This window comes from uncultured Photobacterium sp., from assembly GCF_947039875.1.
Lineage (GTDB): Bacteria > Pseudomonadota > Gammaproteobacteria > Enterobacterales > Vibrionaceae > Photobacterium.
This window is the reverse complement of record NZ_CAMRAN010000039.1, coordinates 1-14,461: the sequence shown is the minus strand read 5'-3', so window position 1 is coordinate 14,461 and position 14,461 is coordinate 1. Positions and strand designations below refer to the sequence as shown.

Here is a 14,461-nt window from a genome sequence, read left to right as displayed (position 1 = left end):
AAAAACTCCTTTAAATTCGCTCTTCAATAATGCCGCCACCAAGACAGATTTCACCGCTATAGAACACAGCTGATTGTCCAGGTGTTACTGCAATTTGAGGCTCATCAAAAATCACTTTAATAGTTTCATCATCCATTGGAATGATAGTACAAGGAAGATCTTGCTGACGGTAACGGGTTTTTACCGTACATGCCATTGTCTCGCGAATAGGTTGACGATCAACCCAATGCAACTGAGAGGCAATCAAACCGTTTGATTTTAAACGAGGATGATCTTTGCCTTGACCCACAATAAGCACATTACGCTCTAGATCTTTATCAACGACATACCATGCATCTTCAAGGCCATTACCGCCTTTTTGACCACCAATATGTAAGCCTTTACGTTGACCTAATGTGTGGTACATCAAGCCTTGATGTTCACCGATAACAAGGCCTGTATCTGCAACTTCAATTTTGCCCGGTTGAGCGGGTAGGTATTTACCTAAAAACTCAGTAAATTTACGCTCACCAATAAAACAAATGCCAGTTGAATCTTTTTTCTTTGCTGTGATCAAGCCTTGCTCTTCGGCAATACGACGTACTTCCGGTTTTTCAAGCTCACCAACAGGGAATAAACTGCGTGCGATTTGCTCATAACCTAATGTGTATAGGAAGTAGCTTTGATCTTTGTTGTTATCGACACCGCGCAACATTTGAGGTTTTTCACCTTCAACGGTTGGGAAACTACGACGGGTATAGTGACCCATTGCAATATAGTCGGCTGCCAGCACTTCATCTGCAAATTCGAGGAAGGCTTTAAATTTGATTTCTTTGTTGCACAGAATATCTGGGTTTGGCGTACGGCCTGCTTTGTATTCAGCAAGGAAGTATTCAAACACGTTATCCCAGTATTCAGCTGCAAAGTTAATGGTATGCAGCGTAATACCAAGTTTGTCACATACCGCTTGTGCATCAGCGAGATCTTCTGCAGCGGAGCAATATTCGTCGTTATCGTCTTCTTCCCAGTTTTTCATAAACAGGCCTTCAACTTGATAACCTTGTTGAAGGAGCAGGTAAGCGGATACCGATGAATCTACGCCGCCGGACATGCCGACAATGACTTTCTTTTGGCTGTTATCAGACATATTTCTCTACTGTCGCTAATTTAGTGTTAAGGGCGTAATTCTAACAGAAACCCCGCGCCTGAAACAGATCGAGAGCAGAATCACACTTCAATAAATAGTGATTAATGATGATAACGGAATAAATAAAACTCAAGACAATAGAAAAAAACATTTAAAAACGGAGGTATAGATTAAAAAAAGTCATTATTTTTTATTATTATTGTCTTGATAAAATCAAATAGCAAACGTTTGCTATTTGTCGCAATCATAGTGGATGTAATCGAAAATGTGTAGTTTTTTGTTGATGAAAATAGTTTTCAGGTATTGAAGGGAATAATGCGCTCCAATGTCAGACATAGAGCGCGAATAGTATGAACAGAAAACTACGCTAGATTTGGACTTGGAAGCGTAATTTCTTTCCATTCCCCCGGCGCTAAATCTGCCACTGTCCATTGCGCCATTTGATAACGAATTAAACGTAATGTTGGAAAACCGATATGTGCTGTCATACGACGCACTTGGCGATTACGACCTTCACGTAGCGTAATAGCAAGCCATGTTGTTGGAATATTTTTACGTTCACGAATAGGAGGGGTACGATCCCATATTTGTGGTGATTCGATTATTTCAACGCCAGCGGGTAGTGTTGGGCCATCTTTTAATGTCACGCCATCACGTAATTGCTGTAAATCTTCAGCTGCTGGTACTCCTTCAACTTGTACCCAATAAACTTTGGCTTGTTTTGATTGTGGTTGGGTTAATCGTGCTTGCAAAATACCGTCATTGGTTAGTACTAATAACCCTTCACTGTCTTTATCCAATCGACCTGCTGGGTAAACATCTTTTACTGGAATGAAATCCGCTAAAGTACTGTCATCTGGTTCACCTGAGAACTGAGTCAAAGTGTTATAAGGTTTGTTAAATAAAATGACTTTTTGTGGGCCACGAGGACGCTTGGGTTTATTTATTTTTCTTGACGCTCGACGCTCATTATTGGCACGAAGAGGTTGACGATTTGTAGTGTTTGGCTTCATAAATACGCGTTGTTGTAAGAGTTGATGAGTTGGACAGGCTTATTATACGTGAAAAATTACACAATTGACGTATTGATAAAATTTAAAGTATGATTTGCTCGCTTCTTACAAAATGATAACAAATGGATGCTAGGAGATTTAAAATGGATAGTAAAGTAATTATACCGACAGCTGGTCAGAAAATCACAGTAGATGCTGAAGGTAAATTGGTTGTTCCTAATACCCCGATTATTCCGTACATTGAAGGTGACGGTATCGGGATCGATGTAAGTCCAGCAATGATTAAAGTTGTTGATGCCGCAGTTAAAAAAGCGTACGCCGGCGATCGAAAAATTGAGTGGATGGAAATCTACACCGGTGAGAAATCAACCCAAGTTTACGGTGATGACGCATGGCTTCCACAAGAAACTCTTGATTTTATTCGTGAATACAAAGTTGCTATTAAAGGTCCACTAACAACCCCTGTTGGTGGCGGTATTCGTTCTCTTAACGTCGCATTACGTCAAGAACTTGATCTCTATATTTGTGTTCGACCTGTTCGCTATTTTGATGGTGTTCCAAGTCCTGTTAAACGTCCTCAATTAACTGATATGGTTATTTACCGCGAAAATTCAGAAGATATTTATGCGGGTGTTGAATACCAAGCGGGCACACCGGAAGCTGATAAAGTCATTCAATTCTTACAGCAAGAAATGGGTGCAACAAAAATTCGTTTCCCACAACAATGTGGTATCGGTATTAAACCGGTATCAGAAGCGGGAACTAAACGTCTAGTACGTGCAGCAATTCAATATACCATTGATAATGATCGTGATTCGTTAACCTTAGTGCATAAAGGTAACATCATGAAATTTACCGAAGGCGCATTTAAAGATTGGGGCTATGATGTCGCTCTACAAGAATTTGGTGCAGAATTACTAGATGGCGGTCCTTGGATGACATTAAAAAATCCAAAGACGGGCAAAGAGATTGTTATTAAAGATTGTATTGCCGATGCTTTCTTACAACAGATTTTACTGCGCCCTGAAGAGTACGATGTTATTGCCACTATGAACTTAAATGGTGATTACATTTCGGATGCTTTAGCTGCTCAAGTGGGCGGTATTGGTATTGCTCCAGGTGCTAACATTGGTGATGGTGTGGCTTTATTTGAAGCAACGCACGGCACGGCACCTAAATATGCGGGCCAAGATAAAGTTAACCCTGGTTCATTGATTCTTTCTGCTGAAATGATGTTACGTCATATGGGTTGGACAGAAGCGGCTGATTTGATTATTAGTTCAATGGAAGCGGCGATCAGTAATAAGACCGTAACCTATGATTTTGAACGTCTAATGGATGGCGCTAACTTACGTAAATGTTCAGAATTTGCTGATGATATGATTGAGCAAATGTAACCATTACCGCAGTTTAAAACACATAAGGCTCAGCATTGGCTGGGCTTTTTTATAACGGTAATATTATGCTATTGATGAGATGTATAGAGTATTATGCCAATAGGCTGTCGACAATGTGATTACATGTATCATACTCTCGTGCGCTAACTCTCAAACAGAGAGTAAGAGACGTTTATCAGTATTGGAAGTTAACTAATATTAGCATAGGATAGAAATGAAACACCGTTAATGTGTCTGTTTTGTTAAATATTATGTGGTTTTGTTCTTGTTTTTAATACTAGAATCAATGCTGTATTTTCATGCGTGTTTTATTCAATATAAATAAGGAGTAAAAAACGGTAACTTTACGTAATTGTTCGATTTTTCAGCATAAAAACATATACAAAAGATTAATAGCAACAGATGACTGTCGAAGTCGAAGTGTTATTGGTATATTGTATCAGCGGTTAAAGTTTTGGTTTCGAGTTAACAAATAAAAGGTGAGATAACTCACCTCTTAATGTGCAATTAATACGACATCTGCTTATTTGGCTTCATCGCCTTGTGCGGGAGTAATAGCACTGGCATGGTAACCTTTAGGGCCTGTTTGAACTTCGTAGTTTACTTGCTGACCAGCCTTGAGTGTTCGGTAACCATCCATCTGAATTGTTGAATAGTGAGCAAAAATATCATCCTCACCTTCTTCTGGGCAGATGAAACCAAATCCTTTGGCGTTATTGAACCATTTCACTGTACCTGTTGCCATGCTATACATCCTTTTTGCATTCAAGTTCCGTTTGACATTAGTTGCTCATCGAGTAATGTCTGATTGCATACTAATGCGAGTTTGATGCAGATTATATCTACTATAATTTACAATGTAGTAAAATTAACTAGTCAGTCAAGTGTTGTTTGTAACATTTAGATAAAATCTTTTATTAACTTGGCTATAGCCAGCTCTCGAATTAATGAACTAAGATAAAACTATGAGTAAGTTATATGAATGGATGAATCCTGAATCTGATGTATTAGATAAAGAAGAAATCCAAGTTAAGCCGCCATCGATGTATAAAGTAGTACTAAATAATGATGACTATACACCGATGGATTTTGTGATTGATGTGTTACAAACATTTTTTTCCATGGATCTGGAGAAAGCTTCTCAGTTGATGCTTGCGGTGCATTATGAAGGTAAAGCCATTTGTGGCACTTTCACAGCCGAAGTAGCAGAAACTAAAGTTGCGCAAGTAATGATGTACGCGCGGGAAAATGAACACCCGTTATTGTGTACGATGGAAAAAGCATAATCTTTTTCCGGCACGCCATATTGAGTGGTTTTTAGGGGGAGGTGCCTTATGCTAAATAAAGAACTTGAAGCAAGCTTAAACGGTGCATTTGCACGAGCAAGGGAAAAGCGTCATGAGTTTATGACGGTAGAACATTTATTGATGGCACTGTTAGATAATGTCGCCACACAAGAGGCGTTATTAGCGTGTCGTGCTGATCTTGACCTGTTACGTAAAGAGCTAGATTCTTTTATTGAACAAACAACACCCTTAATTCCAGTGGATGACGAGAGCCGAGAAACCCAGCCCACATTGAGTTTTCAACGAGTGTTACAACGTGCAGTGTTCCATGTTCAATCTTCTGGCCGTAATGAAGTGACTGGTGCGAATGTATTGGTTGCGATTTTTAGTGAGCAAGAATCACATGCAGCATACTTGCTTAAAAAAAGTGATATTAGTCGTCTTGATGTGGTGAATTTTATTTCTCATGGCACTGTGAAAGGCAGTGATAATGATGATGTAAATCCGTCAGAGATAGGCAATAACGAAGAACAACGTACCGAACAAGCAAGCTCAGAAGATAAACTTGAGAATTTTGCCACAAACCTCAATCAACTTGCCAAATCGGGTGGTATTGATCCTCTGATTGGCCGAGATAAAGAACTTGAGCGTACTGTACAAGTGCTTTGCCGTCGTCGTAAAAATAATCCGCTATTAGTGGGTGAAGCGGGCGTCGGTAAAACGGCTATTGCTGAAGGCCTTGCATGGCGAATTGTTGAAGGACAAGTGCCTGAAATTATTCAAGACTGTGTAATTTATTCGCTTGATATTGGTTCATTATTAGCGGGTACTAAGTACCGTGGTGATTTTGAGAAGCGTTTTAAAGGCATTTTGAAGCAGCTTGAAAAAGAAGAACATGCGATTTTATTTATTGATGAAATCCATACCATTATTGGCGCGGGTGCAGCATCTGGTGGTCAAGTGGATGCGGCTAATTTACTCAAGCCATTATTAAGTAGTGGTAAGCTTCGTTGCATGGGGTCAACAACCTATCAAGAATACAGCAATATTTTTGAGAAAGAGCGTGCATTGTCGCGTCGTTTCCAAAAAATTGATGTTGTTGAGCCTTCATTAGACGACACCACTAAAATTTTGATGGGCTTGAAATCAAAATATGAAGCGCACCATGAAGTTCGTTTTACCAATAAAGCGATTCGTGCTGCGGTTGAGTTATCTGCAAAATATATTAATGAGCGTCATTTACCCGATAAAGCGATTGATGTGATTGATGAAGCGGGGGCGCGTTGTCGTTTAGCACCAGCCAGCCGCCGTAAAAAAACAGTCAATGTCGGTGATATTGAAGCGATGATCGCTAAAATGGCACGTATTCCTGAGAAGTCAATTTCAAGCAGTGATCGTGATGTACTGCAAAGCCTTGATAAAAGATTGAAAATGTTGGTCTTTGGCCAAGATAGTGCGATTGATGTATTAACAGAAGCGATCAAACTAAGTCGTGCAGGACTCAGTGCTGATAATAAACCGGTTGGTTCATTCTTATTTGCTGGCCCAACAGGTGTTGGTAAAACAGAAGTAACGGTACAGTTAGCGCGTACGATGGGTATTGAGCTATTGCGTTTTGATATGTCTGAGTACATGGAACGTCATACAGTGAGTCGTTTAATTGGTGCACCTCCTGGTTATGTCGGTTATGACCAAGGTGGTTTATTAACTGATGCAGTAATTAAAAATCCTCACTCAGTTGTCTTGCTCGATGAAATTGAAAAAGCACACCCTGATGTGTTTAATTTGCTATTACAAATAATGGATAACGGTACCCTTACTGATAATAATGGTCGTAAGGCTGATTTTCGTAATGTTATTTTTGTGATGACAACTAACGCCGGTGTGACGGAAACAGTACGTAAATCGATTGGTCTTATTCAGCAAGATCATAGCCATGATGCGATGGCAGAGATCAAACGTGTATTTACACCAGAATTTCGTAATCGTCTTGATAATATCATTTGGTTTAACCACTTAGAAAAAGACATTATTGGTCAAGTGGTCGATAAGTTTATTGTCGAACTGCAAGCACAGCTAGATGCGCGTGGTGTCTCAATGGAAGTCTCTGAGCGTGCACGTGAGTGGATGTCAAATAAAGGCTATGACAAGGCTATGGGCGCACGTCCAATGGCGCGTGTGATTCAAGAGAACCTTAAAAAACCACTTGCCAATGAATTGTTGTTTGGTTCATTAGTTAATGGTGGTTCAGTACGCGTTGATTACATTAATGGTGAACTAGATTTCCAATTCAGTAGTGAGATGGAAGCTGCCCACTAATAAAATCTTGTTAGTGTATTTTACATAAGCAAAAACGCCGTAGGTAGTAACAACTATCTGCGGCGTTTTTATGTTATGACTACTTGTGATTATCATCCGCTAAAATAAAACCCAGCAAACAGGCTGGGTTTTATTTGCAGCACTAATCTTTTAGAGAAAGATTAACGTGCGCGGAAGACGATGCGACCTTTAGTTAGGTCGTAAGGCGTCAGTTCCACTGTTACTTTGTCACCAGTAAGGATACGGATGTAGTTTTTACGCATCTTACCAGAGATGTGAGCAGTAACAACGTGACCGTTTTCCAGCTCAACACGGAACATAGTATTTGGTAGTGTATCTAGTACAGTACCAGCCATTTCAATTACGTCTTCTTTTGCCATTGAATCCTCTTAGGCTACCAGCCATTCATCTTGATCGGGCTGGATAATGCCTTGAAACTGTTTGAGTGTAAAGTTTAGGACGTAATTTTACCCTTGCTAGCTGTTTTTGTCAGCTTTTGTTCGCGATTAATCCATTTTTTCTCAGCTAATTAACAAAAGGTGATGTAAATAAGTCATTGTTGCGGTTATTTTGACCGCTTTGATTTTTTTATAATAACTAAGTAATCCATTCACCATTGATTAATTTTTGATGTGGCACAAAACGTATTTTGTAATTCATCTCTCGGCATTGATCGATTTGATAGCCAGGGTAGAGCCACTGACGCTGTGTTTGATTGCAAACTTCAATTTGCAATAGGACACATAATGTCCCTAATGATAATTTATGTTCAGGCTCAAAAAAGCTATATACCGCACTGAGTGAATCAGGAAATACATCGGTAATCGCGACCGCAATTAATTGATTATCTTGATAGAGATGTAAGAACGCAGTGTTCATCCATGGCGCACTAATAAAGTCAAAAAATTGTTCTTTATTGGCTGGAAACATTGAGCCACTAGCATGACGAGCTGTAATATAACGTTCATAGAGTGCAAACCAATCGGGATCTAATTGTTGTTTAAATTCCCATTGTAGCTTTTTGAGTTGGTTTTGTTGCCGCTTTTGGCTCTTAGAGGGGGTGAACTCGGTGCAATTAATCCGCAACGGAGTACAAGCATTACAGCTTTTACACATTGGTTTATAAATAACACTACCGCTACGGCGATAACCAGAGCTAATTAATAGATCATAGCCATTTGGGTTTAGCCACGGTTGATCCATTACAACACCAAGTTGATCACGTTGTTGTGGTAAGTAATTACAGTCACTTTCAGGTGTAAGACCTAGTTGTAAGGATAATTCTTTCATCATCAATTCATTTATAATACTAAAGTTTGAGGGTGATAGCAGGTAGTGGGTAAGGTACTATCTCGTTGTTGATGCAATTGCGTTAGAAAAGCAGGGCGGTTTAATTCACGGGCACCTAAAGAGGCTAGATGGGGATTCATCATTTGGCAATCAATGAGAGTACCACCGTGGCTTGAAAAATGGTGACAGAAATACCATAACGCAATTTTTGAGGCGTTATCAGCAACAGAAAACATTGATTCACCACAAAAAACACTCCCTACGGCAACCCCGTAAAAGCCACCGACTAATTGCTGATCTTGCCATACTTCTACCGAGTGACAGTCACCCTCATCATGTAATTTCTGATAAGCCGCAATCATTGCTTCAGTGATCCATGTGTGTTCAGGACCACGAGACTCTGCGCATTGACGGATCACCGCGTGACAGGCCTGATTTAAGGTAATGGTATAAGGGGTTTTTCGCATAAATTTGCGTACGCTTTTACTGGGAGTAAATTGTTGTGGAATAAAGATCCCCCGCGGAGTGGGGCTCCACCATAAAATAGGTTCGCCTTGTGAATACCATGGAAAAATGCCGTGACGGTAAGCTTGACGTAAACGTTGTGGGCTAAGATCACCACCAAAAGCCAGTAATCCATTAGGATCAGTAAGGGCTGTTGTTGGATCTGGAAATAGTAATGATGAAGGATCAATTTCAGGTATATAAATCGTCATTTATTATCAACAACATGCAAGTCAAAGGCTACTAATGGCAATATAACATTTAACGACGGATAAAAAAAACGCCAATAATCAGCGGGGATTATTGGCGTTAACTGCGTTTTAGAGGGTTAATGCTTGATTAAATTCGGTGACATAATTCAGCATAACGACCATTTTGAGCCAGCAATTGTTGATGCTGACCGCGTTCAATGATCTCACCTTCATCCATTAAGCAAATTTGATCCATGCTATCGAGCCCAACTAAACGGTGAGTAATAAATAACACTGTTTTGTCTTTGGCAAATTCAAGCAATAAACGTAATATTTGCTGCTCAGTTCGACGATCAAGCCCTTCGGTCGGTTCATCTAATAACAGAATTGGAGCATCATGAAGTAATGCGCGGGCAATACCGATTCGACGACGTTCACCACCGGAAATATGACGACCACCGTCACCAAGCCATGTATCTAAACCATTGTCATCAAGCAGACTGCTTAAACCGACTTTATTGAGTACATCCACAAATTGTTGCTCAGTCGCATTTGGTTTAGCTAAGACAAGGTTTTCACGTAGTGAGCCATTAAATATATCGACGCGTTGGCTAACAACCGTAATGGCATTACGTAATGCAGGTTCACTCCATGTTGGCAGTGGTACACCATCAATGGCAATCGATCCTTGTTGTGGATCCCAGCTGCGGGTGAGTAATTGTAATAAAGTTGATTTACCACAACCTGTACGGCCAAGTAAGGCTAATTTTTCACCTTGCTTAATATTCAGTGATAAGTGTTTAACAACGGGTTTATCACTGCCGTAATAGGTGTAGCTGATGTCATTAAAACAAATATCACCACGGGCTACTGCGTTATAACCTTGAGGATCAAACACAGTATCAGGCGTTGCTTCAATAATTTCATTAAGACGCTTTGCCGATGATAATGTTTGGCCTAAATACTGAAATGCACCCGCCACTGGCATCATCATTTCAAAACTTGCCATGGTAGTAAAAGCCACCATTGCTACAAAAGGATCGGGTGCATGACCTGCAATACCGTTGGCTGCAATCCACAGGATAATCACTAACGTCCAGCCTGTAGCTGCCATTAATAAGCCATTAGCAATACCGGTTAACCCTGCCATTTTTCGCTGAGCATCAAGTAATTTATCTTGTTCTGCTTCTGCTTGTTGACGGTAACGTTCTTCTGCATTAAACAGCAATAATTCAGCGTGACCTTGAATCCAATCTAATAACGTAATGCGGTAGTTTGCTTTAGCGTGAGTTAATGTTTCACCATTGCGCTTACCTAAACGATAAAAAACAATCGGTAAAATAATCATTAATGCTAATAAGATGCCACCAAGAGTAAAACCAATAGTGGGATCAAACCAAGCTAAAAAGCCCGTCACAATAACAATGCCTAGCACACCGATAATCAGTGGGCTAACTAAACGCAGATAGACGTGATCCATTGCATCAACATCTGCCACTAAGCGATTAAGTAAGTCGGCATCACGTAAATTTGCATGACGACCTGGAATCAATGGTGTCAGTTTTCGAAAAAAGAATAACCGTAAATCAGCGAGTAGTTTAAAGGTCGCGTTATGACTAACAACCCGTTCTGCCCACCGTCCTGCTGTACGTGCCATAGAAAAGCCACGTACGCCAGCACCTGGCACCATGTAATTGAACGCTTGGCTACTAATCAGGGTTAGACCAGCCACGGCAGAAGCGGCAATGAACCAACCGGATAACGTTAATAGACTGATGGCTGATAATAGTGTCAATAATCCTAAAATCATGCCTAAGGTTAAACCAAACCAGTGTTTACGGTAGAGTTTAAGGTAAGGGATTAAATTACGCATCGAGATCCCTCTTATCAGTAGATGTGAGCATGTCAGCTAATAAACCTTGATGACTAATGGTATCAAAAGCCCCATTTTGAACTAATTTACCGTTATCCATAACCAGAATGCGGTCCATAGCATGCAGTTGATCTAGACGGTGACTCACCATTAGTGTGGTGCGATCAGTAACCGCCATAGCCAAACTTTCTAGCACTAAACGTTCACTGTTAGCATCAAGACTTGCTGTGGGTTCATCAAGTAGCCAAAAAGCGCCGTTTTGTAACATTGCTCGCGCAACAGCAATACGCTGTGCTTGACCTACAGACAAACCACCCGAACGGTCACCAACATGATGTTGATAGCCTTTTTCTAAACGTTGAATAAATTCATCAGCATAGGCTTGGCGAGCAACTTGGTCGACATCGCTATTACTGGCACTTGGATTACCAAGCGTAATATTATCTCGTACAGAACCATGGACTAATAATGGATTCTGACCAACCCAACTGATAGCCTGACGCCATTGATCATGCTTAAGTTGATTGAGTTCAACATCATTTATTTTGATACTGCCACGATAAGGTAAAAAGCCAAGTAGAGCATTGAGTAAACTGGTTTTACCTGCACCGCTTGGACCAATTAACGCCACATGTTCTTTGGTATTAATGGTAAAGCTCAGTGGGCCTGCCAATATTTGACCTTCAGGACTCAGCACCTCAAGATCAGTTACGGTGATGTGAATCGCATCAGGATGAGGTAATGCTGTATCACCGTGACTCATTTCATCCGCTTCAATGTTTAAAAATTCAACAATTGATTCAGCCGCACCAATGGCTTGCGCTTTAGCATGGTAGAACGTACCTAGATCACGCAGTGGTTGATAAAACTCAGGTGCGAGCACTAATACAAATAAGCCAGTAAAGAGTGATACAGGAATACCATAGTTACCGAAATTAAGTTCGCCAATGAAAGCGAAACCAAAATACACTGCGACAATAGCAACTGAAATTGCCGAGAAAAATTCTAATACCGCTGATGATAAAAAGGCGAGTCGTAGTACTTCCATGGTGCGTTTACGTAATACATGAGAAGCCGCATTCAAATTTTCAGCTTCAGTATCAACGCGATTAAATAACCGTAGAGTTGATAAGCCTTGTAAACGATCATAGAAATGACCGGATAAACGCTGTAACGCCTTAAAATTACGACGGTTAGCATCTGCTGCACCTAAACCCACTAATGCCATAAAAAACGGCACTAACGGCGCAGTAATGAGGAAGATTAAACCAGCAGCCCAGTTTAGTGGGAATACCACCACTAAAATAACCACCGGAATTAATACTGCGAGTGACATTTGTGGCAGATAACGAGCAAAGAAATCTTGCATTTCTTCGACTTGCTCAAGCACTAAACTTGCCCATACACCAGCAGGTTTGCCCTTTATATAAGCAGGCCCAAGGTTTTGTAAACGGTTGAGAATCAGTTGACGAATATGGAGTCGAATTTGTTCACCACAGCGATAACCACAAATTTCTCGTCCCCAGCTACATAATGCACGTAAACCAACGATAACAATAAGACCAACAAACTGATTAACAAGCTGGTATTTATCGGTATGTTCCATGATCAGTTGATGCAAAATATTGGCTAATAAAGCCGCTTGCCCGACAAGCAATAATCCCGAAATAAACCCTAGGCTAATGCTGAACATCATCCAACGTTTGGCGAGTTTACTTTGGGATTTTAACCATTTGGTCAAATCGCGTTGTAATTGTTTATCCATATAAATAAGGTTTCATTACGGTATTTATGGTAAATGCTCTTACAGTAACATCCATTGAGATAGATGTTACTGTAAGGAAAAAAGCTGCTTTATAAACAGTGACTTGATGTTACTTATTTTGATTAGCGAGTGCGTCTAAGTAACGCTCAGCATCCAAGGCGGCCATACAGCCAGTTCCCGCAGAAGTGATGGCTTGACGGTAGCTATGATCCATAACATCACCCGCTGCAAAAATACCTTCAACACTGGTTTGAGTGGCATTACCGTGGATACCAGACTGAACTTTAATATAGCCATTTTCCATATCTAATTGATCATTGAAAATAGCAGTATTAGGCTGGTGGCCAATCGCAATAAACACCCCCATTACATCAAGTTCTTCAGTTGCATCTGATTGAGTATCTTTAAGACGTAAACCTGTTACACCCATGTCGTCGCCTAAGACTTCATCAAGCGTACGATCCGTGTGTAAAATGATATTGCCATTCGCCACTTTGTCCATCAGGCGGTTGATTAAGATTTTCTCAGAACGGAAGCTATCACGGCGGTGAACAAGGTGTACTTCTGCGGCAATATTTGAGAGATATAATGCTTCTTCAACAGCGGTGTTACCGCCACCGATAACGGCAACTTTCTGGTTACGGTAGAAGAAACCATCACAAGTCGCACAAGCAGATACGCCACGGCCTTTAAATGCTTCTTCTGAGTCTAAACCAATGTATTTTGCAGAAGCGCCAGTTGAGATAATAAGCGCATCACAGGTATATTCACTGTTTTCGCCTTTTAAGCGGAAAGGGCGCTGGCTGAAATCAGTTTCACTAATAAAGTCAGTGATAATTTCAGTCTCAAATTTCTCAGCATGTGCTTTCATGCGGTCCATAAGTGCTGGACCGGTTAGTTCATCAGCATCACCTGGCCAGTTTTCGATTTCAGTGGTAGTCGTGAGTTGACCACCTTGTTGCATACCTGTGATCATTACTGGTGAGAGGTTTGCACGTGCAGCATAGACAGCAGCTGTATAACCTGCTGGTCCAGAACCAAGGATGAGTAGTTCACAATGTTTTACGTTACTCATTTTTTCTCCAGGCTGAATAATATTATGAAAGACTGATTGTAGGTAAATTGCAGTCGTAAAGGAAGAGGATGTAAGACAATCAATTATTTACTTGCCCTATTGAATTCAGGCGACAAACGTTTAATAGCATTTCAATTTGCATAAAAAAAGAAGTCAGATTGACGACAAAAATACCGTAGCAATAGGCTTTTTTGAAGTGTTAAAGGTGAAAAGTCAGATCGTGATTTTTTGATCTAGCACAAGTTTAATTAAGGAAAATACTCGATATATGTGATTTTAAGTTTTTGAATAATAATTGTATAACTATTGCTGTGATAGGTAGATAGATGATTAAAACGTGCAGTTGTTAAATTATGTCAATGTATTTGTATCTATATGATTAATTTACTTTGATAATCCGTTTGGTTTTGGTACAACATAGTTAAATATTTGTTTTTGATGGGCTACTTCTAGTAATATCTTTGAATATTAAAGGGGGGGTCATAGCCATCGGTATGAAATGAAACCCAACAATATCGTAACTAAATAGCATGATCGTCTGATATTTATTATAGATTGTTTGACTAGTAGAGTATTTGATTCTAAAAATAGATAAGATGTAGTATATTTTTTTGCAAGGAAG

The 14,461-nt window shown here is 40.1% G+C and carries 12 protein-coding genes; 3 read left to right on the top strand and 9 right to left on the bottom strand.

Annotation, left to right across the window (positions count from 1 at the left end; genetic code table 11):
- Window positions 1–10 precede the first annotated feature (10 nt).
- The gene (mnmA, locus tag Q0V26_RS13245) at window positions 11–1,126 is read right to left on the bottom strand and encodes a tRNA 2-thiouridine(34) synthase MnmA (protein ID WP_297482318.1); all 1,116 of its coding nucleotides are present in this window, start codon (window positions 1,124–1,126) and stop codon (window positions 11–13) included.
- A gap of 362 nt (window positions 1,127–1,488) precedes the next feature.
- Window positions 1,489–2,139 (bottom strand): pseudouridine synthase, encoded by a 651-nt coding sequence (locus Q0V26_RS13240; RefSeq protein WP_297482315.1) that lies wholly within the window; start codon window positions 2,137–2,139, stop codon window positions 1,489–1,491.
- 143 nt (window positions 2,140–2,282) lie between these two features.
- Between Q0V26_RS13240 and icd the strand changes: the two genes are divergently transcribed.
- Window positions 2,283–3,536, top strand: a complete 1,254-nt coding sequence (icd, locus tag Q0V26_RS13235; protein WP_297482313.1) for an NADP-dependent isocitrate dehydrogenase — start codon at window positions 2,283–2,285, stop codon at window positions 3,534–3,536.
- A 523-nt stretch (window positions 3,537–4,059) separates the two neighbouring features.
- On the opposite strand, the gene cspD is transcribed toward icd, so the two are convergent.
- Window positions 4,060–4,281, bottom strand: a complete 222-nt coding sequence (gene cspD / locus Q0V26_RS13230) for a cold shock domain-containing protein CspD (RefSeq protein ID WP_297482310.1) — start codon at window positions 4,279–4,281, stop codon at window positions 4,060–4,062.
- Window positions 4,282–4,501: 220 nt separating this feature from the next.
- Here cspD and clpS point away from each other — a divergent pair, with 220 nt between their 5' ends.
- Both clpS and clpA read left to right on the top strand, forming a co-directional pair.
- Entirely contained in the window at window positions 4,502–4,822 is a 321-nt protein-coding gene (gene clpS, locus Q0V26_RS13225) for an ATP-dependent Clp protease adapter ClpS (protein ID WP_080157900.1), read from the top strand.
- A 48-nt stretch (window positions 4,823–4,870) separates the two neighbouring features.
- Window positions 4,871–7,141 (top strand): ATP-dependent Clp protease ATP-binding subunit ClpA, encoded by a 2,271-nt coding sequence (clpA, locus tag Q0V26_RS13220; RefSeq protein ID WP_297482304.1) that lies wholly within the window; start codon window positions 4,871–4,873, stop codon window positions 7,139–7,141.
- A gap of 161 nt (window positions 7,142–7,302) precedes the next feature.
- Here the strand turns inward: clpA and infA are convergent, their stop codons facing one another.
- The 6 genes from infA to trxB form a co-directional block, all read right to left on the bottom strand.
- Entirely contained in the window at window positions 7,303–7,521 is a 219-nt protein-coding gene (gene infA / locus Q0V26_RS13215) for a translation initiation factor IF-1 (protein ID WP_005368778.1), read from the bottom strand.
- Between the two features lie 217 nt (window positions 7,522–7,738).
- Window positions 7,739–8,431, bottom strand: coding sequence for an arginyltransferase (locus Q0V26_RS13210; protein WP_297482272.1), 693 nt, complete (start codon window positions 8,429–8,431; stop codon window positions 7,739–7,741).
- An 11-nt stretch (window positions 8,432–8,442) separates the two neighbouring features.
- Window positions 8,443–9,147 carry a leucyl/phenylalanyl-tRNA--protein transferase gene (aat, locus tag Q0V26_RS13205; protein WP_297482270.1) on the bottom strand — a complete coding sequence of 235 codons (705 nt, stop codon included), beginning with the start codon at window positions 9,145–9,147 and terminating at the stop codon, window positions 8,443–8,445.
- 127 nt (window positions 9,148–9,274) lie between these two features.
- Window positions 9,275–10,999 carry a cysteine/glutathione ABC transporter ATP-binding protein/permease CydC gene (gene cydC / locus Q0V26_RS13200; RefSeq protein ID WP_297482267.1) on the bottom strand — a complete coding sequence of 575 codons (1,725 nt, stop codon included), beginning with the start codon at window positions 10,997–10,999 and terminating at the stop codon, window positions 9,275–9,277.
- Window positions 10,992–12,764: a cysteine/glutathione ABC transporter permease/ATP-binding protein CydD gene (cydD, locus tag Q0V26_RS13195; RefSeq protein WP_297482264.1), complete on the bottom strand. Its 1,773-nt coding sequence runs from the start codon at window positions 12,762–12,764 to the stop codon at window positions 10,992–10,994. Before cydD ends, cydC begins: the two co-directional genes overlap by 8 nt.
- Window positions 12,765–12,873: 109 nt before the next feature.
- The gene (trxB, locus tag Q0V26_RS13190) at window positions 12,874–13,839 is read right to left on the bottom strand and encodes a thioredoxin-disulfide reductase (RefSeq protein ID WP_297482262.1); all 966 of its coding nucleotides are present in this window, start codon (window positions 13,837–13,839) and stop codon (window positions 12,874–12,876) included.
- Between the last annotated feature and the right edge of the window lie 622 nt (window positions 13,840–14,461).